Here is a 25,812-nt window from a genome sequence, read left to right on the forward strand (position 1 = left end):
TGGAGTTGGTATAGAACGTGAAGGAAACGGGACGGAGGTCCGCTGTCGTGGGATTGAAACTGGTGAGGCGGCTTGTCGCCATCTTCTGCGCCTGCGTCATGACGATGGGCGCGGGAGCGTGCGGAGCCGAGGACACGCGCACGGCCATCACCGTATGGTCGTGGGAGCCGAGCATGAAGCAGGTCATCGCCGGTTTCGAAAAGGAGAATCCCGACATCCGCGTCATCTGGAAGAACACCAGTGGCTATGACAAGCTCAACAACGCCATCCAGGACGGTTATGGCATTCCCGATGTGGTGCAGCTCGAATACTACGCGCTGCGCCAGTACGCGGTCAGCAGCCAGCTGGTGGCCATCACCGGCAAAACCGAGGGATATTCGGATTTCTACACGCCCGGCACATGGTCCTCGGTGCAGTTGAACGGCCGTGTGTACGGATTGCCCATGGATTCCGGCCCGATGGCGTTCTTCTACAACGACAGCGTGTTCGAGCAGGTCGGCGTGGACGCGTCCAAGATCCGCACATGGGACGACTACTATGAGGCGGCGAAGAAACTCAAGAAGATCGGCGTGTACATCACCGCCGATTCGGGCGACGCGAGCTTCTACGACACGATGATCTGGCTTGCCGGCGGCCGTCCGTTCTCCACGTCGAACGATGGCAAGAACGTGACGATCAATCTCACCGAGGACGAGGGCACCCGCAAATTCACCGAATTCTGGCAGAAGATGATCGACGAGGGACTGGTGGCTACGAACCGCACCACATGGTCGGATTCCTGGAAATCGGCCGTGGGGCAAGGCAAGATCGCCTCGCTGTTCTCGGGCGCCTGGCTGCCGTCGCTGCTCATGTCCGACATTCCCGGCGCAGCCGGTCTGTGGCGTGTGTCCCAGATGCCGACACCGGACGGCAAGGCCGTCACGTCGGAGAACGGTGGATCGGCACTCGCCGTGCTGCAACGCTCCCGCAAGCCCGAGGCGTCGTACCGTTTCATCGAATACGCGTGCCATAACGCCAAAGGCATCAAAACCCGTGTGGACGGCGGCGCTTTCCCCGCCGACAACGACACGCTGTCCGATCCGAAATTCCTCAGCAGGACCACGGTGACCGACGACCGCGGCATCGAAATACCGTATTTCGGCGGCCAGGAGTACAACCGCGTGCTGTCCCGCGCCGCGGAGAACGTGTCGACCGGATACCAGTATCTGCCGTTCGAAGTGTATGCGCGAGGCGATTTCCGTTCCACGGTGGGGAAGGCCTACAAGTGGTCGAGCATGCTACGCAAGGAGCAGGACAGGCTCGACATCATCGCCGCTGGAGGACAGGTGCCCGACACGTCCAGCATTGGTGACGCGCTGAGGAACACGGAATCGTCCGACCGCATCAAGCTCAAGGGCGGCATCTCGCTATGGCAGAAGGATCTGAAGGAGTATGGGGCCAATCAGGGCTTCGTCATCCAGTAACGGCACCGTGACGCCGTTCTAGCGGACGTTGCGTTCGTAGATGTGCCGCATGCCTTTGAAGATCAGATCCGGGTCATAGATGTCGATCATGTCCGTGTCGTTGGCGAACACGCGGCTCAATCCGCCCGTCGCCACCACGCGGAAGTCCTCGTCAATCTCCCGATGGAATTGCGTGATCGTCCGTTCGATGCCACCGAGGAAGTTGTAATACAAGCCCGCCTGCATGGCCGGTTTCGTCGATTTGGCGAGAATCGACTTCGGACGGGTGATCTCCACTTCCGGCAGCTGCGCGGTTCCCTCCCACAACGCGGCCGCCGCGGTACGTATGCCGGTGGTGATCAGTCCCGAAATCACCGCCGCGTCCGCGGTGACGTAGTTGAACGTGGTGGCCGTGCCGAAATCGGCCACCAAAATGGGCCCGCCGTATTCGTAGTACGCGCCGGCGCAGTCGGCGATGCAGTCCGCGCCCATGTTCTGCGGATTGTCCATGCGGATGTTGAGCCCCGTTTTGACCCCGGGCCCCACGATCATCGGATCGATGCCAAGGAACTTCACGATGCTCGCACGGAACGAATGCATGACCTTCGGCACCACGGACGAGATGATCACATCATCGACATCCGCCGGCTTGTAGCCGCTCAAAGCCAGGAACTGCGTGATCATCAGCCCGTATTCGTCGGACGTGTGGTTCGCCTTCGTGGTGATGCGGTACGTGCCCGCGATGCGCCCATCGTCGATGAAACCGATCACGACGTTCGTGTTGCCGATATCCACAGCCATCAGAAGCATGTTGCGTTCTCCTTCGCGTTTTGCGGAAGTTCCGTTGAAATATTGCGATTATTGCGATTGATACGGTTATTGCGATTCGAAAATGCTGCGGTTAGCGCCGTTCGCCGTCCGCACGCATGGCTGCGAGCTTGACAAGAATACGTTTCGCAAGTGCGTCCTTGCCCATCTTGCTCCATCGTTCGATGCTTGGCCTGTCTGCGGTTTCGCCCGGCGTCAGCACCGTCACCACGTTCGTGTCCGCTGCGAAACCGGCGCCGGGGGTGCGCAGGTTGTTGGCCACCAGCATGTCGCAATGCTTGCCGTTAAGCTTCTTCGCCGCGTTGGCCTCAAGGTCGCGCGTCTCCATGGCGAATCCGCACAATGTCTGGTCCGGCCGCTTATGTTCGCCGGCCCAAGCCAGAATGTCCGGATTCGAGGTTAGTTCGAGTTCGATGCCGCTGCGCCCGTTCTTCTTGATCTTGTCCCGGGCCTGCTCGACCGGACGGAAATCGCCTACCGCGGCGGCCATGACGGTGATGTCCGTGTCCGCGAACCGGTTCGTCACCGCGTCGAACATATCCCGTGCGGTCGTGACATCGACCACATCCACGCCATACGGGGCGTCCAACGCCACCGGACCGGACACAAGCGTCACCTGCGCGCCCAGATCGCGTGCCTGTTCGGCCAAGGCATACCCCATCTTGCCGGTGGAATGGTTGGTGAGGAACCGCACCGGATCAAGCGGCTCCTGCGTCGGGCCGGCGGTGACGAGCACGGCAAGTCCCTTAAGCGGCAGCTCGCCGTCCGGACGATTCGCAAGCAGCAGCGCTTCCACCGCCGTTTCGATGCGTGCCGGCTCCTCCATACGCCCTTTGCCGGCGTCGCCGCAGGCCAGCATGCCGCTTTCCGGCTCCACAATCGTCCAACCGAGCTCACGGCAGGTATTGAGATTGCGTTGCGTCACGGCGTTGTCATACATATGCACGTTCATGGCGGGGCACAGGATCTTCGGTCCCTTGTCGTACGCGAGCATGGTGCTGGTCAGCTGGTCATCGGCGATGCCGCAGGCGATTTTCGCGATGATATCGGCGCTCGCCGGAGCGACTGCCAGCAGATCCGCCCACTTCGCGTCGGCCACGTGACTGATCTGCAGCGGACCGTCCGGTCCGGGTGCCACGTCGGCCGTAGCGCCGGGACGATGTCCGGCGGCGAACATGGACGTGCGTGTCGGCGTGTGGGTGAGGGAACTGAACGTCAGGGGAGTGACGAACTCCTGTGCGGCGGCGGTCATCACCACACGCACCTCATGCCCCTGCTTGCTCCAATCGGAGGCGAGATGGCAGGCCTTGAACGCGGCGATGCTGCCGGTGACCCCCAAAAGAATATGCGCCATGGATCAACCGTCCTTCTCGTTGTGACCTGCCGCGACTGCGTCAAGTATATAACCGGGCCGAAGCCTCCGCGCGCTTTGCGGGCGAATCCGAACGGGCCGCGGGTATGGCGGACGGTAGAATCAGGCCGTGGTGATCGACCTCACGCAGGCGGTCAACCGCAATCACAACACATAATCGAAAATACGAAGAGGAGAAATCCCATGTCGTCACCTACCGGTGCGCACGGCGAAGCCGACGCAACCAAACAGGAGAACGAACAGCAGCCGCAGTCCACGGCAAGCACCGACGCCACGCTGAACGCGCGTGCGAAATCGTCGAACGGCGCGAAATCGCAAGGCCCGAAGAAGTGGCTTATCGCGTTGATCGCCATCATCGCCGCCGTCGCGGTGATCGTCGCCATTGCAGTGACGCGCGGCAAAAACGATGACGCGAACACTTCCGGCGTAACTAAAGCCGACACCGTCACCATCGGGCTCAAACTCGCCCCGGTCAGCCTCGACATCCGCCACCAGTCCGGATCGGCCATCGAACAGGTGCTGATCGGCAACGTCTACGAAGCGCTGCTGTCGCGCGACTCCGACAACAAAGTGCAGCCGGGCCTCGCGAAATCCTGGGACATTTCCAAGGACGGGAAAACCTACACCTTCCATCTCAACCAGAACATGACCTTCTCCAACGGCGACAAGCTCGACGCTGACGACGTGGCCTGGTCCATCAACCAGCTCAAGGAGAAGCAGTACTACAACGCCAACCAGGTGGCCAGCCTCGACAAGGCCGAAGCGGTGGACGCCAACACGGTCAAGCTCACCCTTTCCACCCCCGACTCCAACCTGCTGTGGTATCTGACCGGACGTCCTGGCCTCGTGTTCGACAAAAACGCCAAATACAACGCGAAAACCGAAGCGGTCGGCTCCGGCCCGTATACCGTCGAATCCTTCGACTCGGCCAGCAAAATGGTGCTCAAAGCCAATCCGAAATATTGGGGAACCGCGCACAAGCCCGCCACCCAGAACGTGGTGATCCGCTTCCTCACCGACGACAACGCAGCCGTCAACGCGCTGAAAAGCGGCGACGTGGACGTGCTTTCCCCGGTGAACGCCACACTCGCCAAATCGCTTGATACGAATACATATCGGGTGTCCGCGGCCGACGGCAGCGACAAATTCGTGCTCGCGTTCAACTGCGCGAACAGCAAGCTCAAGGACAAGCGCATCCGCCAGGCCGTCCGCTACGGCATCAACCACAAGGAGATCATCGCCTCCCGCGGGAACGTCGATTATGCGCTCGGCGGGCCGATTCCGTCCGTCGACCCGGGATACGAGGATCTGACAAGCCTGTATCCGTACAATGTGGACAAGGCCAAGCAGCTCATGAAAGAGGCCGGGTACTCCACCGACAATCCGCTGAAGCTCACCCTCACCTACGCCAACACCTACGGCACCGAGCTTGGCGACCAGCTCAAAAGCCAGCTCGCCAAAATCGGCATCGATCTGAAGATCAACTATGTGGAGTTCTCCACCTGGTTGCAGGACGTGCACACCAACGGCGACTATGAGCTCTCGCTGGTGGATCATGCCGAAAGCCACGACTTCTACAAGTGGACCACGCCGGACTACTACTTCCACTACGACGGCAAGCAGGCGCAGGAACTGTACGCCAAAGCGCTCAAAGCCACCGACGAGAAGCAAAGCGCCGATTACCTCAAGCAGGCGGCCAAGGCCGTCAGCGAGGACGCGCCGGCGGACTGGCTGTTCGGCTACCGCGTGACGGTGGCCGTCGACAAGCACGTGCAGGGCTTCCCCGGCAAGCTCAGCCAGACGGTGCTGCCTCTGTGGCGGATCTCTAAGACCAAGTAAGACCAGGCAGGTCAAGTAAGTAAGGTTGCGTGGACGATCATGCGATTCGTGGTGAAACGGCTGGTGCTGTTCGTGGCGGCTCTGATAGGCCTGTCCGCGTTGGTGTTCGTGATGCTGCGCGTGCTTCCGGGGGACGTGGCCGCGGTGATCGCCGGCACCAACGCTACCCCCGAACGCATTGCGTCGTTGCGCGACGATCTTGGTTTGAACAAGCCGCTTGTCGCGCAATACGGCGATTGGATGCTGGGGCTGCTGCATGGCAATCTTGGTGTGTCCGCGGTCGGCGGCAGATCGGTGGCGGGGCAGGTCGTGACGCGCATGTCCGTGACTTTTCCGCTGATCGTGCTGAGTCTTCTGATCGCGCTTGCGATAGGGCTTCCGCTCGGCTGTGCCGCCGTGCTGGCGCGCAGCCACCGGTTGCGCGGTCTGTACCACGGCATTGCGATTGTGGCCGGCGCCATCCCCGCGTTATGGGGCGGTCTGCTGCTGATACTGCTGTTCTCCCGAGGCTCGGGCCTGTTGGGATTGCTACCCGCGCAGGGCTTCCCGGATGACGGTTGGTCGTCGCCGCTGCGTGCGCTCGCCTCGCTGACGTTGCCCGCGCTCACCACCGGCATCACGGCCGGAGCGTCCATCATGCGCTACACGCGCGCCGCGGTGAGGGATATGGCCTCCTCGCAGGCGGTGGACATGGCCATGGCCTGCGGCATGACCCGCACGCAGGCAGTGCTACGCGTGGCCCTGCGTCTGGCCACCCCTCAACTGGTGTCCGTGATCGGTCTGACCTTCGCGCAGATGATCACCGGCGTGATGGTGGTGGAGAACCTGTTCGCCCTGCCGGGTCTTGGTGCCATGCTGGTCACCGACGTCGGCAACCGCGACCTCATCGCGGTGCAAAGCGAACTGTTCCTGCTGGCCGCGTTCTTTCTGCTGCTGGGGCTCGTGGTCGATGTGGCGCACCGCGCGCTGGATCCACGTCTGAAAACCGCCGGCATAACCTCGGGAAAGGCGACCGCATGAGTGCGTCGAAAATCGTCATATCGTCCATCTGGTCCAAAGTGGGCGGAAAATACGCGCTGGTCGTCATCGGACTGTGGCTGCTGACCGCCGCCGCATCCCTTGTCTGGACGCCGTATCCGCTGCTCGACACCGACGGTTTCAACGTGTGGGCCTCGCCGTCCGCGGCGCATCCGCTTGGCACCGACGGCACCGGAGCGGACGTGCTGAGCTGGCTGATGGCCGGCTCCCGCACGAATCTGCTGATCGCCGTGCTCACCGTCATCGTCGCAGCGGTGATTGGACTGGCGCTGGTGGCGGCGATGGTGTCCCGCTCCGGAGCCCTCGCGTCCACGTCGGTGGTCGTGGTCGACGCGCTGATCTCCATACCGACTGTGCTGATCGCGTTGATCCTCACCGTGCCGTTTGGCGCGTCCGCCGCGGTGGTCGTGGCCTCCTGCGGCTGCGCATACGGGTTGAATCTGGCACGCATCCTACGTCCCTCCGCCATGCTCGCCGCGCGTTCCGCGTACGTCGAATCGGCATTGTGGTCGGGGGCGAGTACCGTCCGCGTGTTCTTCTCGCACATCGTGCCGAACACGTTGCCGGTATTGTGCGTGCAGCTGTCCATGAGCGCCGGCACCTCGATGCTGGCGGAGGCGGGACTCACGTATCTGGGCGTCGGCGTCGGAGCCGGCGTGCCCAGTTGGGGGCATTCGCTGTCCACGTCCGTGAAATTCATCAGCATCTATCCCATGGCCGTCCTATGGCCCGGCCTGATCGTCACCATGGTGGTGGTCGCGTTGAACCTGTTCGGCGACGCGTTGCGCGACGCGCTCGACCCATTGACCAATCCCGCGTTGAGGGAGGACTCATGAGCGTTTCCATCCGTGACCTGAGCATCGCCATCAATAGCAAGCCGATCGTCCACGGCGTCGATCTCGACATTGCCGACGGCGAACGCGTCGGCTTGGTCGGTTCATCCGGTTCCGGTAAATCGATGATCGCCAAAGCGGTGATGGGATTGCTGCCCCCCACCGCACGCGTGGAAGGCAGTGTGGAATTGGGCGGCACGCAGATCGTTGGCGCGTCCGACAATGTGATTGCCGACCTGCGTGGACGGTACGTGGGCATGGTGTTCCAGGATCCGTCCGCCGCGTTGAACCCGGTGATGACGGTGGCGCAGCAGGTCGGGCTTCCGTTGTATCTGCATTACGATCTGACGCTCGCCGAGCGATTGGAACGCGTCACGCGCATGCTGGACAAGGTCGGCTTGCGCGAGGACGTGCTGTGCAAATATCCGCACGAACTGTCGGGCGGGCAGCGGCAGCGCGTCGGCATCGCTACGGCGCTGGTCACGTCTCCGCGGCTGATCATCGCGGACGAGCCGACCACCGCGTTGGATTCGATCACCCAACGTCAGATTGTGGATCTGCTCACCTCCCTAGTGGATGACGCGAAGGCCTCCATGCTGTTCATCACCCACGATTTCACCGTTCTGAGCCGTGTCACCACGCGCTGCTATGTGCTCGACCGCGGGCGGATCGCCGAGTTCGGCACGACTGCGGATGTGCTGGCGGATCCCAAAACCGATGAGGGCCGACGGCTGGTCGAAGCGGCGCGCGCCTTGTCGCTGCACGCCGGAAACGAAGGAGCCTGACCATGGGCGATGATGAACGGATGGTGCTGGAAGGCCGGAGTCTGGCCAAATGGTATGGCGCGGGGCGGCACCGCCGGCAGGTGCTGTTCGACGTGGACGTGCGATTGCATGCGGGGGAGTGCCTTGCGGTGATCGGCGGATCCGGCTCGGGCAAAACCACACTGACACGCGTGCTGCTGGGACTTGAGCGCGCCGATGATGGCAGCGTTGAATATTGCGGAAAGCCGCTTCGGGGCGACGTGGCGCGCGATTTGCGCGCGCAATCCGGATTGGTGTTCCAGAATCCGTTCGATTCGTTGGATCCGAGGTGGCGCGTCGGCCGTTCTGTCGGCGAGCCGCTCCGTCTGCATCATCCGGATTGGCTGCGGGAGCATGTCGCGGAACGCGTGGCCGAGGCGTTGGACATGGTGAGCCTCGATCCGGAAATGTTCGCCGATCGTTTCCCCATCGACCTGTCCGGAGGACAGGCGCAGCGCGCCGCGATCGCCCGCGCCATCGTGGACAAGCCGAAGGTGCTGCTCGCCGACGAGCCGATGAGCGCCATCGACGTGGCCGCAAGGGTCCGGATCCTCGAATCTTTCGAAGCCATCCGCAACGCCGAACCCGATATGGCGATCATCATGGTCTCCCACGACCTGGGCGTGGTGCAGCACCTTGCGGACCGCATCCTGGTGCTGCATGACGGACGCGTGGTCGAATCCGGTCCGACCGAATGGATACTGGCGCATCCGCGCGACGAATACACGAAACGATTGCTGCAAGCCGCCACGATGTAGCCGTGCGAAGGATGCGCGCATGCATGGCGGTCGTGCGATGACGCCGGCCATTTTCGACCTTGCATGGGCTATGGCACGTTCACCATGCGGACACGGTGGACACGCTGTTGTCAACGGGTGTGCTATGGTGTGAGCCATGTTCAATTTCTCATGTTGTTGTTGTCGCTGACCACTCGCCCCGAGGGGCGCGCGGTTCATCGACGCATAACTTGAGATAGGACTTTTCATATCACGGCTGCGATTGAGGCAGTCCGTGGGCGAATCGCCAAAACATCATTCGAAACCACATGCCGGATGAAGTCGGCATATGCGATGACGAATGGACGCATGTTCCGATACGCAGGTCCCGTTTCAGCGATTGCACGCGACGGACGCGAGCTTCTCGAAAACAAGAAATCGAAAACCAATCGAAAATTCCACGAAGCAAACGTCGCGCAAAGGAAACGCCATGACCATCCACAACTCGCTGTCCGAACTCATCGGCAACACCCCACTCGTCAAACTCAACCACGTGACCGACGGCATCAAGGCCACCATCGCGGTGAAGGTCGAATACCTCAACCCGGGCGGCTCGTCCAAGGACCGTATCGCCGAACGCATCATCGATGCCGCTGAGCGTAGCGGCGAGCTGAAGCCCGGCGGTGTGATCGTGGAACCGACCTCCGGCAACACCGGCGTGGGACTCGCCCTCGTGGCCCTGCAGCGTGGCTACCGCACCATCTTCACCCTGCCGGACAAGGTCTCCGAAGCCAAGCGTGCCGTCCTGCGCGCCTATGGCGCCGAAGTGGTTGTGACCCCCACCGACGCAGGCCCGGACGATCCGCGCTCCTACTACCAGGTCGCCGACCGCCTCGCCAAGGCGATTCCCGGTGGCTACCGCCCCAACCAGTACGATAACCCGAACGGTCCGGAAAGCCACTATCGCACCACCGGCCCGGAGATCTGGGAAGCCACCGACCACAAGGTCACGCATTTCGTGGCCGGCATCGGCACCGGCGGCACCATCTCCGGCACCGGACATTATCTGAAGGACGTCTCCGACGGCGCGGTGCAGGTCATCGGAGCCGATCCGGAAGGCTCCATCTACTCCAACCCCGACGACGTGCACCAGTACAAGATCGAAGGAGTCGGCGAGGACTTCTATCCGAAGGCCTTCGACCGCGACCTTCCCGACGAGATCGTGCAGGTCACCGACGCCGAAGCCTTCGAAATGACCCGTCGCCTCGCCAACGAGGAGGGGCTGCTCGTCGGCGGTTCCTCAGGCATGGCCGTGGTCTCGGCCCTCAAATACGCCCGCGAGCACGATCTCGACGAGAACCAGCTTGTCGTGGTGCTGCTACCGGATTCCGGCCGCAGTTATATGGAGAAGATCTTCAATGACGACTGGATGCGCGCCAACGGATTCGCCGACGTCGTGGAACGCACCACCAAGCCGAGCCTCGCCGAACAATATCTGTAGACACCGTTCGAAAACCCGCAAACCCATAATCCAATGCCTATCATCCGAACAACCCAAACCATTCGATATTTTCAAGGAGTTCCCATCATGACCATCTCGACCAACACCGAAGCCCTCAACGCCTCCGCCCGCGCCACCCGTGCCATCCACGCAGGCCAGGAACCCGATCCGACCACCGGCGCCGTGGTCACGCCGATCTACATGACCTCCACCTTCAAGCAGGACGGCGTTGGCGGGCTGCGCCACGGCTATGACTACAGCCGTTCCATCAACCCGACCCGCAATTCCTTCGACGAGCAGCTTGCCAGCGTGGAAGGCGCGAAATACGCGCTGAGCTTCTCCTCGGGCCTCGCAGCCATCGACGTGCTGCTGCGTTCCACCCTGAAGCCCGGCGACAACATCCTGCTCGGCAACGACGTGTACGGCGGCACCTACCGTCTGCTCTCCAAGGTGTTTGTGCCGTGGGGCATCGGCCTCGACGTGGTCGACATCACCGACACGGCCGCCGTGTCCGCCGCGCTCGCGAAGAAGCAGTACCGCTACATCTGGGTTGAGACCCCGTCCAACCCGCTGCTCAACATCACCGACATCGCAGCCACCGCCGCCGTAGCGCATGCGCACGGCACCAAGGTCGTGGTGGACAACACCTTCGCGTCGCCGGTGTTGCAGCATCCGCTGGACGACGGCGCCGACGTGGTGGTCTACTCCACCACCAAGTACATCGGAGGCCACTCCGACGTGGTCGGTGGCGCGGTGGTTCTGAATGACAAGGAGACCCGCGACGCCGTGGCCTTCCTACAGAACGCGGCCGGCGCCGTGCCCTCGCCGTTCGATTCCTGGCTGGACATCCGAGGCCTCAAGACACTCGACCTGCGCGTCAAGCAGCACAGCCGCAACGCGCTGAAGATCGCGCAGTGGCTGGAAACCCGCCCCGAAGTGGAGCGCGTGTGGTACCCGGGCCTCGAATCGCACCCGGGCCACGAGATCGCGGCGCGCCAGATGCACGGCGGCTTCGGTGGCATGATCTCCATCCAGATTGCCGCCGGATTCGAAGCGGCCAAGAAGTTCGCCGGTGCCACCGAGGTGTTCACCTTGGCGGAATCCTTGGGCGGTGTGGAATCACTGATCGAACATCCAGGCGCCATGACCCACGCCTCCGTGGCTGGCACCACGCTTGAGGTTCCCGCCAACCTGATCCGCCTGTCCGTCGGTCTGGAGGATGCGGACGACCTCATCGCCGACTTGGAGCAGGCATTCCGTCAGATCTGATCCATCCGTCGGAGAATCGCGGGGCGGCCGGCATGGAAAGGAATCCGTGCCGGCCGCCCCGCCTTCGTCGATGCCACGTGACGTCGACGAAACCGATGCCGCCGAATTTCGACGTTGCTACACTTGGGAGGCATGACGCAAGCTGTTCAATCCGTCGAACCCGTTGACCCACATGCGCTGGACGCGCTGAAACGCTATTTCGGATACGATTCGTTCCGTCCCGGACAATCCGGCATCGTCTCGGCAATCCTCTCCGGACGCGACGTGCTCGGCGTCATGCCGACCGGCGCCGGCAAATCCATCTGCTACCAGATTCCGGCCGCGATGCTGCCGGGCGTGACCATCGTCATCTCGCCGCTGATCTCCCTCATGAGGGACCAGGTCGACGCACTGAACGACGTGGGTCTTCCGGCCGCGTTCATCAACACCACGCAGACGCCGGACGAACAGGACATGGTATTCGCCCAAGCGGCGTCCGGCCGGATCAAACTGCTGTACATAGCCCCGGAACGCTTGGAAACCGACCGTTTCCGCAACTTCTCCAACCGTGTGCGAATCTCCCTCGTCGCCGTTGACGAGGCTCATTGCGTCTCCCAATGGGGACAGGATTTCCGCTCCTCATACCTCGGCATCGGCGAATTCATCGCCCATCTTCCCAACCGCCCGACCGTCGCGGCGTTCACGGCGACCGCCACCGAACGCGTGCGGCGCGACATCGTTTCGATTCTGGGCCTGCACACACCGTCCATCACCGTCACCGGTTTCGACCGGCCGAACCTGTATTTCGACGTCATCAGCATGCCACGCAAAGACAAAGCATCCTGGGTGGCGTCCTATATCGCCAGCCATCCGGACGAATCCGGCATCGTCTACTGCGCCACGCGCAAGGAAACGGAAGCGCTCGCCGAATCGCTTAACAGCGCCGTCGCCGAATTGCGTGCCGCAGGGGGTGCGGATGTGTCGGATATCGGCACCATCGCCGTCGCCTACCATGGCGGTATGAGCGCCGACGCACGAGAGAAGGCGCAACGCGATTTCGTCACCGACCGTGTGCCCGTGGTCGTGGCCACCAACGCGTTCGGCATGGGCATCGACAAATCCAACGTGCGGTTCGTCATCCACCACAACATGCCCGAATCCATCGAAGCGTACTACCAGGAGGCGGGTCGCGCCGGACGAGACGGCGAACCAAGCCGCTGCACGCTGTTGTGGAACGAATCGGACATCGTCACCCGCCGCCGGCTGCTCGATTCGGATTACGAAAACGAACGATTGACTCCCGAAGAGCAGGAGGCCGTACGCGCGTCGAAACGCCGGCTGCTCGACGCGATGGTCGGCTACTGCCGTACCACGGACTGCCTGCACGCGTACATGACCCGGTATTTCGGCGAAACCGCGGGCGCGGCGGCGAAAACGGACGGCAAATGCGTGGGCGGTTGCGCCAACTGCGAGCACACATTCGAAACCATCGACGTCACCGACATCGCCCGAGCCATCAGCCGTTGCGTGCACGATGTGAACCAGCATGTCGGCAGCGGCAAAATCGTCAAGGTGCTGCGCGGCTCGAAGGCGCAGGATCTAAGCTATCTCAACCCCGAAAGCCTGCCGTCGTTCGGCATGCTCGACGAAGTGCCGGAAGCGCGCATCCGCGACGTGCTGAGCCAGATGGCCACTGACGGATTCCTGACGATTACGGAGGGGCGTATGCCGATCGTCTGTTTCGGACCTCGCGCCGCGGAGACGGTTTCGCCGGACTTCCATTACGAGATCAAGCGGATCAAACGGTCGAGTGTGGCGGAGCAACGGGTTTCCGCTGCTCCGGCGGCCGTCGGATCGTATGTGCCGGACGATGAGGACGAGGCGTTGTTCCAACGATTGCGCGCGCTGCGTCTGGACATCGCCCGCGAACTCGGCAAACCTCCGTACATCGTATTCTCCGACAAGGCATTGCGCGGCATGGCGCGGCTCAAACCGGTCACTGACGAGGAATTCCTGGAAGTCGATGGCGTGGGCGAACGTAAGCTCGAACAGTACGGCGAACGGTTCATGGACGTGATCCGCGCGGCCTCCGGCGGTGAAGCTTGAGCGCGTCATAGCCGACACGTATGGCGCGACGGTTGACTGATGCGGCCGAAACGTGGACAGTGGAACATGGACGAATGTTAATGGAACCCTAAGAAAGGACGTGAACATGGCAGAAGACAAGCCGGTTGTGGAAAGCTTCCAGCTGGACCATACCAAGGTGAAGGCGCCGTATGTGCGTTACATCGACAAGGAGACTGGTCCCCACGGCGACGTGATCTCGAACTACGACCTGCGTCTGGTGCAGCCGAATGAGAACGCCATCCCGACGGGAGGTCTGCACACCATCGAGCACACCATCGCGGTGCTGCTGCGCGAGCGCATCCCCGGATATATCGACTGCTCCCCGTTCGGCTGCCGCACTGGATTCCATCTGCTGACGTGGGGCGAGCATTCCACGGAGGACGTGGCGAAGGCGCTGAAGGAATCTCTGGAATTCATCGCATACAAGGCCACGTGGAACGATGTGCCCGCGACGACGATCGAAAGCTGCGGCAACTATCGCGACCACAGCCTGTTCACCGCCAAGGAGTGGGCGAAGGGCATCCTCGCCAAGGGCATCAGCTCCGATCCGTTCGAACGCCGCGTTGTGTGAGACGTGTCGCGTGGAGTATGTGGCGTGAAACACATTGCGTGAAACGCGCGCCGCTGTGCGGTGGGCGTGGTAGCTTTGACGGCTGGAATGCCTGAGAGAGGCATGCAGTCGAATTGAGGTGAACGGGTTGAGCGAAACCACTTTCGAACGTCGGTTCCGTCGCGCCACCACGGAGGATCTGCCCGCCATGCTGAGGATCTACCAGCATGCGCGTGAGCTCATGGCGGCCAACGGGAATCCCACGCAGTGGGGAAACACGTTTCCGCGTGAGGAAGTGGTGCGTGACGACATCCGCCAGCATCGCACCATACTGCTGGTCGACGAGGTGGATGGCAGGGAGCGCATCCTCGCCCAATTCGCACTGTGCACGGGAGATGATCCGACCTACGCGCACATCGATGGGGCGTGGCTGGACGACGACTCGTACGTGACCATCCACCGCATCGCGTCGTCCGGACTCGTCAAGGGCGCGGCCAAGGACTGCATCAACTGGTGCATCGAGCATTACGGCAACGTGCGCGCCGACACGCATCCGAACAACAAGGCCATGCAGCATGTGCTCGAATCGAACGGATTCGCGCGTTGCGGACTGATCCAGCTGCTGGACAGGCCCACCGACACTACGAGGATCGCGTACCAACGCCACGAGTGGTGAAAGCCGCATACCTTATTTTCGATATAACAAGCGAGCCGTCCTCCGCGTGATACACGGGGACGGCTCGCTTGTTATCTGATGGAAGGAAAGCCGCGGATGCCTAGAACAGACCGGGTTCGTTGAGCTGTGAGTGCTTGCGGCTATAGGCGAAGTACACGATCAGGCCGAGTGAGAACCACACCGCGAACCGCACCCAGGTCTCCCAATTGAGGCCGAAGATCAGAATCAGGCAGAACACGATCGCGCAGATCGGCGTGAACGGCACGCCCGGCGCGCGGAAGCCGCGATGGGCGTCCGGCTGGGTCTTGCGCATCCACAGGATGCCGGCCGACACGATGATGAACGCGGACAGCGTGCCGATGTTCACCAGTTCGAACAGCACGTTGATGTTGATGAAGCCTCCGGCGATCGCCGTCAGAATGCCGAAGAACCACGTTCCCTTGAACGGTGTGCGGTACTTCGGATGCACATCGCCGAAGAATTTCGGGAACAGGCCGTCGCGGCTCATGGCGTAGCAGATGCGCGACTGGCCGTACAGCTGCACCAGCATGACGGTGGTCATGCCGATCAGCGCGCCGAGGTTCACGATGAACGCCAGCCAGTTGAGGCCGGTCTCGAGAATCACGCCCGCCACCGGAGCGTCGATGAACTTCGCGAACTCCTTGTACGGCACCACGCCGGTCATGATGAGCGTCATGATGATGTACAGCACGGTGGACACGGCCAGCGAGATCAGGATGCCGCGCGGCAGCGTCTTGTTCGGATTGATGGTCTCCTCGGCGGAAGAGGAGACGGCGTCGAAGCCGATGAAGCTGAAGAACACGATCGACGCGGCCGGCACGATGCCGTACGGCTGCGTCGAACCCGGCTGGAACGTGTAGATGCCATACGGGGAGAACGGTTTCCAGTTGGCGGGATTGATGTACCAGACGGTGCACACGATGAACAGCACGATGATGGCCAGCTTGATCATCACCATGATGTCGTTGGTCTTCTTCGTCTGGTTGATGCCGATGGACAGCACCCACGTGATGATAAGCACGATCACGAAGCCCGGCAGATTGAAATACGTGGTGACTCCCGGCGTGGTGCCGTACGCGGCGGTCAGTTCGACCGGCAGATGCAGGCCGAAGCCTTCCAACAGCTTGTTGAAATAGCCCGACCAGCCGGCGGACACGGTGGCCGCCTGCAATGCGTATTCCAGGATCAGATCCCATCCGATGACGAAGGCGATCAGCTCGCCGAACGCCAGATACGCGTACGAGTAGGCGGAACCGGAAACAGGTGCCATTGCGGCGAATTCCGCGTAGCACAGACCCGCGAAGCCGCAGCAGATCGCGGCAAGCAGGAAGGACACGCACAATGCCGGTCCCGCGGTGAGCGCGCCCTTGCCGGTGAGCACGAAGATACCGGTACCGATGATGGCGCCGATGCCCAACATGGTCAGATCGAAGGTTTTCAGTGTTCGCTTCAGAGGAGTCGATTCGGAGACAAGTTGGTCCACCGACTTCTTGCGAAATAGATCCATGGTCGTCAGATTCCCTGTGATTGTTTTAAAAATGGGCTGGACCGGACGGATTTCCGGGACTCTGGCACGCCTCAACGCCAGAAATCAGAAAGGCCGCGGCGATATGCGCAACAGCCTTGTGTATGGAAAGTGTAAAAAACACTGCCGGACAAAATCGTGAAAACATCGTGAATCGTCTCACCATGCGTTCCGGATGTTCCACTCCTGTCACATAGCGGCGCGACAATAGGAGCCATGACTTTGAGCGCAACACATGAATGGGATTTCTCATCCGAACAAGGCAAAGCGAATTACCAGGCTGCCCGTCGACAGTATCCGGCGCAGGCCATCGTCGACCTCGCCGCACTGCGCGACAATATGCGGCATCTAGTCAACGTCGTGGGCGGCCCGCATTCCGGCACCGCCGTCATGGGCGTCGTCAAGGCGGACGCGTACGGACACGGTCTGATTCCGGCAGCCCTCGCGGCGCTGGCCGGCGGAGCCACGTGGCTCGGCACCGCGCAATCGCACGAAGCGCTGCTGTTGCGCAAGGCCGGCATCGGTCCGGATCGCTGCCATATTCTGACATGGGTGTACAGCGGCGCGGAAGTGCCGTTCGATGAGCTGATCGCCAACGACATCGACATCTCCGTCGGCTCGCTCGCCGGCATCGACGGCGTCGCGGCCGCCGCACGCAGACTCGGTAAGACGGCACGTGTACATGTGAAGGTCGATTCCGGCTTCGGCCGCAACGGCTTCACGCCCGCAACGTTCGACACGGCGCTCGCCAAGCTGGTGCCGCTCGCCAAGGAAGGCGTGCTGCACATCGTCGGACAGTGGAGCCACCTTGCCGTGGCGGACGCGCCCGACGTGCCGGAATTCGTGGCCGCCACGGACCAGCAGGTCGAATGCTTCAAGGATTTCACCAGCCGCATGGAAGCCGCCGGCATCGCGCCGGAGATTCGCCACCTCGCCAACACCGCGGCGACGCTGTCCCGCCCGGAGATTCATTTCGAACTGACCCGTCCCGGCATCGGCCTGTACGGATACGAGGCTGACCCGGCCATGGGCACCCCATCCACGTACGATCTGAAACCGGCCATGACCCTGCAGGCCCAGTTGGGCACGGTCAAGGCTGTGGAGGCCGGGCACGGCATTTCCTACGGGCGCACCTATCTGACCCCCACCGACACCTCTACCGCGATCGTGCCGCTCGGCTACGCCGACGGCATCCACCGTTCCGCCTCCGGATTCGACATGGAAGGCGCAAAGCATGTGATCAAGCCCGGCGGGCCGGTGCGCGTGATGACCGCGGAAGGCCCCCGGCTGTACCGTGTGTCCGGCCGCGTGTGCATGGATCAGTTCATGCTCGACCTGCACGGTTCCGCCGAATCGCTCGGCATCCACGAGGGGGACACCGTGGAACTGTTCGGACCCGGCCGCGGCGAGGACTACGCCGAGCCGACCGCCGACGATTGGGGCCGCGCCGCCGACACCATCAGCTATGAGATCTTCACCTGCCTGCGCAACCGCATCCCGCGCCTGTACGAGCATGCCGCGGAAGTGCTGCCGGCCGAGGACTTCGCCAAACTCGACCCGACGAGCATTCTGTAACAATCCGCGCGGCAATCGCCGGAGCGACCGAAAGGCGGTGCGCCATGACGAGCGAGGGATACTGCGCGTCCGACGAGGAACGTTGGGCGCCCGAATCGCCCAAATCAAGCTCGCGCACCGCCTTCCAACGCGACCGCGCCCGTCTCATCCATTCATCCGCACTGCGCAGGCTCGGTGCGAAAACGCAGATTCTGGTAGCCGGCACGGACGATTTCGCACGTACACGGCTCACACATACGCTGGAAGTCGCGCAGATCGGAAGGCAGATCGGCTCTTCGCTCGGCTGCGATCCCGACGTGGTCGACTGCGCCTGCCTCGCGCACGACCTTGGACACCCGCCGTTCGGACATAACGGGGAACGTGCGCTCGCTGAAATCGCCCGGGACATCGGCGGTTTCGAAGGCAACGCGCAGACCCTGCGGCTGCTCACACGACTCGAGCCGAAGGTCATGTTCCCCGATGGCCGTTCCGCGGGCGTGAACCTGACCCGTGCCGCGCTTGACGCGGCAGTCAAATATCCATGGACGCTCGACGAGGCCGCCGCGCATCCGAAAGGGGAGCGCGGAGCCAAATTTTGTGTTTATCCGGACGATACGGATGTGTTCGACTGGCTCAAACGCGGCGCGTCGGATCCCACACGCCGGCCCATCGAATGCCAGGTCATGGACCTTGCCGACGACATCGCCTACAGTGTGCACGACGTGGAGGACGCCATCGCCACCGGCGCGTTCGATCCAGGCGTCCTACGCGACGGCGCGGTGATCGGTGCGATAGCGGAGGACGCGCGCGCATGGTACGGCCCCCAATGGGATGGCGGCAGGCTGGTGGATGCGTTCGACCGCATGCGCCGACGTGACACGTTCCCCGACGGCTTCGATGGTTCGCGGCGCTCGTTCGCACGGCTGAAGAACATGACCAGCGAATTGATCGGCCGGTTCGCCGATTCCGTGGAACATGCCACGAGGGACACGTATGGGACCGATCCGCTGACCCGTTATCGTGGGAATCTGGTGGTTCCCGAGGAGACGGGCTACGAGATCGTGGCGCTCAAAGGCATCGCGGTGCATTTCGTCATGGCGCCCGGCGAACACGATCCGATGCACGTCGAGCAACGCCGGATCGTCGGGGATCTGGTCGACGTGTTCATGAAGGACAATCCCCGGCCGTCCACCGCATTGGAGAACGTGTTCCTCGACGATTGGCGTCGGGCCGCGGACGATGGCGCCCGGCTCCGCGTGGCCATCGACCAGGTGGCCAGCCTGACCGACGCCTCCGCGATGGCGCTCCACTCCCTGCTGTGCTGAGGCCGAATGGACTGGTAGGCTGGAACATATGCCGGGAATGATCAAGAAGGAAGACATAGAAAAGGTCCGCGCCGCCGCCGACCTGTATGACATCGTATCCGCGACCGTCACGCTCAAGCCCTCTGGAACCGGCACATACGTAGGCCTGTGCCCCTTCCACGACGAGAAGACGCCGAGCTTCTCCGTACGTCCCGCGCTCGGCGTGTGGCATTGCTTCGGCTGCGGTCTCGGCGGCGACGTGTTCGGCTACGTCGAGCATCAGGAGAACATCGATTTCCGTGACGCGGTGGAGCTGCTCGCCGACAAATACCATATCGAACTGCATTACGACAAGGCAGACAACGTTCCCACGCACACCGGATCGAAGCGTGCGCGTCTGCTCGAGGCCAATGAGGCGGCACAGGAGTTCTTCGTATCCCAGCTGATGACCAAGGAGGCGCTCGCCGCGCGCAAACTGCTGGACGGTCGTAATTTCAGCCAGGCCGACTGCCAGCGGTTCGGCTGCGGATATGCCCCCCAAGGATGGGACAATCTGGTACGGCATCTTGCCGGCAAAGGCTTCACCCAGCAGGAGATGCTCGATGCCGGTCTCGCGCGGCAGGGCCAGCGCGGCGTCTACGATTATTTCCGCGGCCGCGTGACATGGCCGATACGCGACTCGACCGGACGCACGCTTGGTTTCGGCGCGCGCAAGCTGTACGAGGACGATGCGATCAACGCGAAATACATCAACACGCCCGACACGCAGCTGTATCGCAAGACCCAGGTGCTGTACGGCATCGATCTGGCCAAATCGGCGATCGTGAAGAAACGTCAGGCGGTTATCGTCGAAGGTTATACCGATGTGATGGCCATGCATCTGGCCGGCATCGACACGGCGGTCGCCACATGTGGCACGGCTTTCGGCGCGGAGCATGCGAAGATCATCCGCCGTTTGATTGCGGACGATTCGTTGGGCGCCGTGCAGCTGGTCGGTCCGTTGAAGGTGGAGGGGCAGGCGTTGAGCTCGCGTGTCGTGTTCACCTTCGATGGCGACGCTGCCGGACAGAAGGCCGCGATCCATGCGTTCGGTCTGGACGCGGCGTTTTCCACGCAGGCCTTCGTCGCGGTCGCCGAGGACAATCTCGACCCCTGCGACCTGCGCATCAAACGCGGCAACGAAGCGGTGCGTGCGCTGATCGCCAACGCGCGTCCGCTGTACGATTTCGTGATCGATTCCGCGATCGACCGTTTCGACACCACGTACGCGACCGGGCAGATGGGCGCGGTCAAGGCCGTCGCCCCGTTGATCGCGCAGATCCGCGACCGTTCGCTGCTCGACCTTTACTCCCGCAAGGCGGTGCGCCGTATCGGCGTCGATCTGGACATCATGCAGCGGGAGGTGTCGTTCCAACGTCGCAAGCTCAACGTGCGCGACGAGGACGCGTATGCGCCGAAGCGCCGTTTTTCCGGCAACGCGGGGCAATCGGCGGAACCGTCATATGCGGACCGCGGCGCGAACCCGTATGCGAATCCCGCAGCGCGCAAGGCTTTGGAGCATCGCGATGCGGTCGAACAGACCTACTATCGCATCGATGACGCCGTGTTCATCTGCGAGCAGCAGTTCATGGCCACGTTGATTCAGGTGCCGTTGGCCGTCGACCCGACGATGTTCGCCAGCCTGACCCTGTCGAGTTTCATGACGCCGGTGTTCCGCACGCTGTTCCAGACGGTCGCCGCGGCTGGCGGATTGCCCGCACCGGACGTGCCGCAGGGATTGTGGATGCACAATCTGACGAAGGCGGGCGGTCCGATGCTCGAATCCGTCATTAACGAGCTGGCCGTCATGCCATTGCCGTTGCCGCCGAGCGAGGCGGACGCCAGTCGTGACGCGGACGAATCGCAGGAACGATCCGCGCAGCTGCGCAGGCCAACGGATGACGAGCGTCGCTACGCCTCCGAGCTGATCGTACGATTGCTCGACACCGGCATCATGCGCAAGATCGGCGCGTCGCAACGTCGCATGGCGCAGCTGCCGGACGGTGCCGAGAAAATCGAACTGCTCGGACAGATCACCAAACTGGAGATGCTGCGTAAGGATCTGCAGTCCCGCGTCTTCGGCAACGACGTGGCCTGAGCGTCGTGGTCTGAGCGTCGTGGTCTGAATGTTCAAGATAGGGCGGAGTAGGGCGGAATAGACGTGCGTTGCCGGTGAATTCGTTGCGAAGGAACGGCGAATTCCGGATGAATCCTTCATGTCCGAAAAGGAAAATTGTGAAGATTTTCGCCGACCAAAATGAATTTTGCCGGTTTGCAAGGGTATGCGGCAGTAAGCGATAGCGGCTGAAAATCGTTGGAATGGTCGGGAAAGCAGCACGCCGAGGGCTCATGCTAGGCGCACTTTTGGGTAAAGTGGTCTAGGCGTTTGCATGAAAATCGCTTGGATTTTGCAAGGTGTGCAAGGCGATTGCAAACGGGATTGACGGAGGAATGCATGCGGCGATTGGTCGTCAAGGTCCTGAAGAACGAGACCATTCTCGTAGTCGCTACAATACTTGCACTGATTTCATGTTTCATCGTGCCGCCGGATAAGGAGTACGCCGGCTACATCCACGCCAGCACCATCTCGCAGCTGATCTGCCTGATGCTGGTGGTATGCGGGTTCCAGCGCATCGGCGTGTTCCGCATCATCGGCTCGCGGCTGCTTCACCATGTCAAGACCGCGCGTGGTCTGGTGCTCACGCTGATCGCGCTGCCGTTCTTCTCAGGCATGCTTATCACCAATGACGTGGCTCTGGTCACGTTCGTGCCGTTCGCGATCGCCGTGCTCACGATGGCGCATATGGAGGAGCATGCGGTGCTGGTCGGCACGCTGATGACGGTCGCCGCGAACGTTGGCAGCATGCTCACTCCCATCGGCAATGCGCACAACCTGTATCTGAAGGCGCTGACCGGCATGCCGGCCACGGAGATGATCGGTATCATGGCGCCGTATTCCTTTGCGGCTGCGGTGCTGCTGGTGATCATCACATGCGTCGTGTTCGGTGGCAAACCGGTTGCCGAATTCTCCGCGATCGACGGCTCCGGCATCGAGCAGAACGTGCTCGCCCCGCATTCCGACCAGCCGCAACCCGATGAGATCCGTGTGACCGGCTATGGCGCCGGTTATGGCGGCTGGCGCACCATCGTGTACCTTGCGCGGTTCGCGGTCTGCCTGTTGGCCGTGAACGATTTCATTCCGTTGTGGGTGATGTGCGTCGTCGTGTTCGTGGCGTTCCTGCTGTGCGACCGCCGCGTGTTCCGCAACGTCGACTGGGGTCTGCCGCTCACGTTCTGCATGTTCTTCATCTTCATCGGCAATATGAAGCGTGTGCCGGAATTCTACGAATTGGCCGCCTCCCTGGTCGGAGCGCATCCGCTGGAGGTCTCCGTGGTGTCCAGCCAGTTCATCTCCAACGTGCCGACCACGCTGCTGCTGTCCGGCTTCTGCGACCAGTGGCGCGAGCTGATCATCGGCACCAATCTCGGCGGTCTGGGCACGCTGATCGCATCCATGGCGTCGTTGATTGGCTACAAGAACGTGACGCGCGCGTATCCGGACAAGAAGGGCCGCTATCTGGCCGTCTACACCGCGGTGAACGTCCTGTTCCTCATCGTGCTCGTCGTTCTGAGCTGGATCATCGAATAAAACCCAGTCCCAGCCCATCCCCAACCAAGCCCGCCCAACCCCAAACCCAACCCCGTCCAACTCCGTCCTTCCCAATCGTCCCAATCAACCCGACTTCCAAATCGACCAAACTGACGCCTACAGCCACCTGAGCGTCGGTTTCGTGGAACGGAGTATGCCAAACCGACGGTGAGACGGGTCTGAGCGTCGGTTTCGCGGAAGAAGTTCGATCAAACCGACGGTGAGAGGGGCCTGAGCGTCGGTTTCGTGGAACGGAGTATGCCAAACCGACGGTGAGACGGGCCTGAGCGTCGGTTTGGTGGAACGGTTGCCGTGTCGAGTTGGCAACCGTGCATGAACTGACTATACTAAATCTGGTTTGGCCCTGTAGCTCAGCTGGATAGAGCATGTGACTTCTAATCTCAAGGTCGGGAGTTCGAGTCTCCCCGGGGTCACCCATTGTAAGCCCTCGTGCCATATCCGTATGGTGCGGGGGCTTTCCCGTCCATTGGATGGCGAGATAGGGGAAAGACATGAATCGAATCGTCGCAGGTATTCTGGCACATGTGGACGCAGGCAAGACCACGCTGTCCGAAGCCCTGCTTTATGCCACTGGCCAGGTGCGCAAACTCGGACGTGTCGACCGCGGCGACGCCTTCCTTGATACGAATGCCATGGAACGCCAGCGTGGCATCACCATCTTCACTGAACCGGCCGTCATCACCACGCCCGATCTCACCATCACTCTGCTCGATACGCCCGGCCACGTTGATTTTTCCGCCGAGACGGAACGCACACTTGCCGTGCTCGACTATGCCATCCTCGTCATCTCCGGTGCGGACGGCATCCAAGGGCACACCGAAACGCTGTGGCGGCTGCTTGATCGATACCACGTGCCCACGTTCGTCTTCATCAACAAAATGGATGCGCCCGGCGCCGACAAATCGCAGTTGATGGACCAGCTCAAGCGGCGTTTCTCGGATGGTTGCATCGACTTCACCGACCCCGACTCCAGCATGGAGGACATCGCCATGCAGGACGAGACAGCCATGGACGTGTATCTTGATACCGGAACCGTGCCGGAGCAAACCATTCGCTCCATGATTGCCAATCGCAAACTGTTCCCATGCTATTTCGGCTCCGCGTTGAAAATGGAAGGCATTGAGCAGTTCGTGGCCGGTTTCGAACACTTCACGCAGGAACCGCAATATGATGGCGATTTCGGCGCACGCATATATAAGGTGTCGCATGACGCGCAGGGCAACCGTCTGACCTGGCTCAAGGTCACAGGCGGCGAGCTGAAAGCTAAGATGATGCTCGACGGCACCGCGCGTGTGGATGCCGCGCACACCGGTGCGGATGATGGAACGCGGACCGATGATGATGGTCTGTGGCATGAGAAGGCGGATCAGGTGCGTGTGTATTCCGGAGCGAAGTTCACCACCGTCGATTCGGTTCCAGCCGGCACGGTATGCGCCGTCACGGGATTGACATGGACGTTCCCCGGCGCTGGACTGGGCAAGGAGCATGATGGCGAACGTCCGGTGTTGCAGCCGGTGCTCACCTACACGTTGCTGCCGGGGGAGTGCGACGCGCACAAATGCCTGGTGGCATTGCGTGAGCTGGAGGATGAGGATCCACTGCTGCACGTCGTGTGGCAGCCGCGTCTCGAAGAGGTGCATCTGCAGCTGATGGGCGCGGTGCAGCTGGAAATCATCCAGCAGATCATGCATGACCGTTTCGGCTTGGATGTCACGTTCGGTCCCGGCGGCATTCTGTACAAGGAGACGATTACCTCGCCAATTGAAGGTGTCGGCCATTTCGAGCCATTGCGTCACTATGCGGAGACGCATGTGCTGTTGGAACCGCTGCCGCAAGGCTCTGGTATGGAATACGAGACCGTGTGCAGCGAGGATGTGCTCGACCGCAACTGGCAGCGCCTCATCATGCAGCATTGCAAGGAACGCGAGCATCTGGGCGTGCTCACCGGCTCTCCGATCACGGATATGCGGATCACCTTGCTGACTGGCCGCGCGCATCTGAAGCATACGGAAGGCGGCGATTTCCGCCAAGCCACCTATCGTGCGATACGCCAGGGTCTGATGGAGGCGAAAAAGAAGGGCGATTGCCGTCTGCTCGAACCATGGTATGGCTTCCGTTTGGAGGTGCCGCAGGACATGGTCGGGCATGCGATGGCCGACATCCAGCGTATATCCGGCTCATTCGACACGCCTACCGGCGATGGCGAATACATGGTGCTCAACGGCACCGCACCGGTGAGCGAGATGCGCGATTACGCGATGGATGTGAACGCGTACACGCATGGCCGCGGTCATCTGAGCTGCGTGTTCGCCGTCTACCGGGCCTGTCACAATGCCGATGAAGTGATTGAGAGCATGGCTTACGATCCGGAATCCGATTTGGAGAACACGCCCGATTCGGTATTCTGCGCGCACGGAGCCGGATATCCGGTCAAATGGTACAAGGTGCCTGAGTTCATGCATCTGGACTATGCGTGGAGCGGCATGGGGGAGCGGTGATTCCGTGCGATGCCGGCGCTGGATGGTATCGCACGGAATTTTTGTTGATCTGACGGTTGAGCTGGTTCGATGATGCGCCTCGCCGCCGAATGATGCGCGCCTTTCCACCGAACCAACTTCGATTCAAACGCGATGGAAAACGGACTCGCTGGATAACAGGATAAACGAAAAGCCCCACCGCTATGGTGAGGCTTCGAATGGAGCGGACAACGGGACTCGGACCCGCGG

General features: G+C 61.8%; 19 protein-coding genes and 1 tRNA gene. 17 read left to right on the top strand and 3 right to left on the bottom strand.

Annotation, left to right across the window (positions count from 1 at the left end):
- Window positions 1-98: 98 nt before the first annotated feature.
- Window positions 99-1,463, top strand: coding sequence for an ABC transporter substrate-binding protein (locus OU26_RS07780; RefSeq protein ID WP_237743795.1), 1,365 nt, complete (start codon window positions 99-101; stop codon window positions 1,461-1,463).
- An 18-nt stretch (window positions 1,464-1,481) separates the two neighbouring features.
- Here the strand turns inward: OU26_RS07780 and OU26_RS07785 are convergent, their stop codons facing one another.
- Together OU26_RS07785 and coaBC are read right to left on the bottom strand one after the other, a co-directional pair.
- Window positions 1,482-2,252: a type III pantothenate kinase gene (locus OU26_RS07785; RefSeq protein ID WP_026646307.1), complete on the bottom strand. Its 771-nt coding sequence runs from the start codon at window positions 2,250-2,252 to the stop codon at window positions 1,482-1,484.
- 91 nt (window positions 2,253-2,343) lie between these two features.
- Entirely contained in the window at window positions 2,344-3,624 is a 1,281-nt protein-coding gene (gene coaBC, locus OU26_RS07790; protein ID WP_026646308.1) for a bifunctional phosphopantothenoylcysteine decarboxylase/phosphopantothenate--cysteine ligase CoaBC, read from the bottom strand.
- Window positions 3,625-3,825: 201 nt separating this feature from the next.
- Between coaBC and OU26_RS07795 the strand changes: the two genes are divergently transcribed.
- The 10 genes from OU26_RS07795 (at window position 3,826) to OU26_RS07840 (ending at window position 14,973) form a co-directional block, all read left to right on the top strand.
- Window positions 3,826-5,481: an ABC transporter substrate-binding protein gene (locus OU26_RS07795; RefSeq protein ID WP_026646309.1), complete on the top strand. Its 1,656-nt coding sequence runs from the start codon at window positions 3,826-3,828 to the stop codon at window positions 5,479-5,481.
- 39 nt (window positions 5,482-5,520) lie between these two features.
- The gene (locus OU26_RS07800; protein WP_026646310.1) at window positions 5,521-6,501 is read left to right on the top strand and encodes an ABC transporter permease; all 981 of its coding nucleotides are present in this window, start codon (window positions 5,521-5,523) and stop codon (window positions 6,499-6,501) included.
- Window positions 6,498-7,355, top strand: a complete 858-nt coding sequence (locus OU26_RS07805) for an ABC transporter permease (protein ID WP_026646311.1) — start codon at window positions 6,498-6,500, stop codon at window positions 7,353-7,355. Before OU26_RS07800 ends, OU26_RS07805 begins: the two co-directional genes overlap by 4 nt.
- The gene (locus tag OU26_RS07810; RefSeq protein WP_026646312.1) at window positions 7,352-8,137 is read left to right on the top strand and encodes an ABC transporter ATP-binding protein; all 786 of its coding nucleotides are present in this window, start codon (window positions 7,352-7,354) and stop codon (window positions 8,135-8,137) included. The genes OU26_RS07805 and OU26_RS07810 overlap by 4 nt, the downstream gene beginning before the upstream one ends.
- Window positions 8,138-8,139: 2 nt before the next feature.
- Window positions 8,140-8,913 carry an ABC transporter ATP-binding protein gene (locus OU26_RS07815; protein ID WP_026646313.1) on the top strand — a complete coding sequence of 258 codons (774 nt, stop codon included), beginning with the start codon at window positions 8,140-8,142 and terminating at the stop codon, window positions 8,911-8,913.
- 448 nt (window positions 8,914-9,361) lie between these two features.
- Complete coding sequence (locus OU26_RS07820; RefSeq protein ID WP_026646314.1) at window positions 9,362-10,372, top strand: pyridoxal-phosphate dependent enzyme; 1,011 nt, start codon at window positions 9,362-9,364, stop codon at window positions 10,370-10,372.
- Between the two features lie 87 nt (window positions 10,373-10,459).
- The gene (locus OU26_RS07825) at window positions 10,460-11,641 is read left to right on the top strand and encodes a cystathionine gamma-synthase (protein WP_026646315.1); all 1,182 of its coding nucleotides are present in this window, start codon (window positions 10,460-10,462) and stop codon (window positions 11,639-11,641) included.
- A gap of 132 nt (window positions 11,642-11,773) precedes the next feature.
- Window positions 11,774-13,726: a DNA helicase RecQ gene (gene recQ / locus OU26_RS07830; protein ID WP_051592917.1), complete on the top strand. Its 1,953-nt coding sequence runs from the start codon at window positions 11,774-11,776 to the stop codon at window positions 13,724-13,726.
- A gap of 106 nt (window positions 13,727-13,832) precedes the next feature.
- Complete coding sequence (locus OU26_RS07835) at window positions 13,833-14,318, top strand: S-ribosylhomocysteine lyase (protein WP_026646317.1); 486 nt, start codon at window positions 13,833-13,835, stop codon at window positions 14,316-14,318.
- A gap of 187 nt (window positions 14,319-14,505) precedes the next feature.
- Window positions 14,506-14,973, top strand: a complete 468-nt coding sequence (locus OU26_RS07840) for a GNAT family N-acetyltransferase (protein ID WP_237743793.1) — start codon at window positions 14,506-14,508, stop codon at window positions 14,971-14,973.
- Window positions 14,974-15,073: 100 nt separating this feature from the next.
- On the opposite strand, the gene OU26_RS07845 is transcribed toward OU26_RS07840, so the two are convergent.
- Entirely contained in the window at window positions 15,074-16,501 is a 1,428-nt protein-coding gene (locus OU26_RS07845; RefSeq protein ID WP_026646319.1) for an amino acid permease, read from the bottom strand.
- A 234-nt stretch (window positions 16,502-16,735) separates the two neighbouring features.
- Here OU26_RS07845 and alr point away from each other — a divergent pair, with 234 nt between their 5' ends.
- From alr to OU26_RS07875, 6 genes are all read left to right on the top strand, one after another.
- Window positions 16,736-18,094: an alanine racemase gene (alr, locus tag OU26_RS07850; protein WP_026646320.1), complete on the top strand. Its 1,359-nt coding sequence runs from the start codon at window positions 16,736-16,738 to the stop codon at window positions 18,092-18,094.
- A 44-nt stretch (window positions 18,095-18,138) separates the two neighbouring features.
- Entirely contained in the window at window positions 18,139-19,398 is a 1,260-nt protein-coding gene (locus OU26_RS07855) for a deoxyguanosinetriphosphate triphosphohydrolase (RefSeq protein ID WP_026646321.1), read from the top strand.
- A gap of 28 nt (window positions 19,399-19,426) precedes the next feature.
- On the top strand, window positions 19,427-21,514 hold the full coding sequence (gene dnaG / locus OU26_RS07860) for a DNA primase (protein WP_033499043.1): 2,088 nt from the start codon (window positions 19,427-19,429) through the stop codon (window positions 21,512-21,514).
- A gap of 357 nt (window positions 21,515-21,871) precedes the next feature.
- Complete coding sequence (locus tag OU26_RS07865) at window positions 21,872-23,065, top strand: SLC13 family permease (protein ID WP_026646323.1); 1,194 nt, start codon at window positions 21,872-21,874, stop codon at window positions 23,063-23,065.
- A gap of 360 nt (window positions 23,066-23,425) precedes the next feature.
- A tRNA-Arg gene (locus OU26_RS07870) sits at window positions 23,426-23,499 on the top strand.
- 78 nt (window positions 23,500-23,577) lie between these two features.
- Window positions 23,578-25,584: an elongation factor G gene (locus OU26_RS07875; RefSeq protein ID WP_026646324.1), complete on the top strand. Its 2,007-nt coding sequence runs from the start codon at window positions 23,578-23,580 to the stop codon at window positions 25,582-25,584.
- The last annotated feature ends 228 nt before the right edge of the window (window positions 25,585-25,812 follow it).

The organism is Bifidobacterium ruminantium DSM 6489, assembly GCF_000770925.1.
GTDB lineage: Bacteria > Actinomycetota > Actinomycetes > Actinomycetales > Bifidobacteriaceae > Bifidobacterium > Bifidobacterium ruminantium.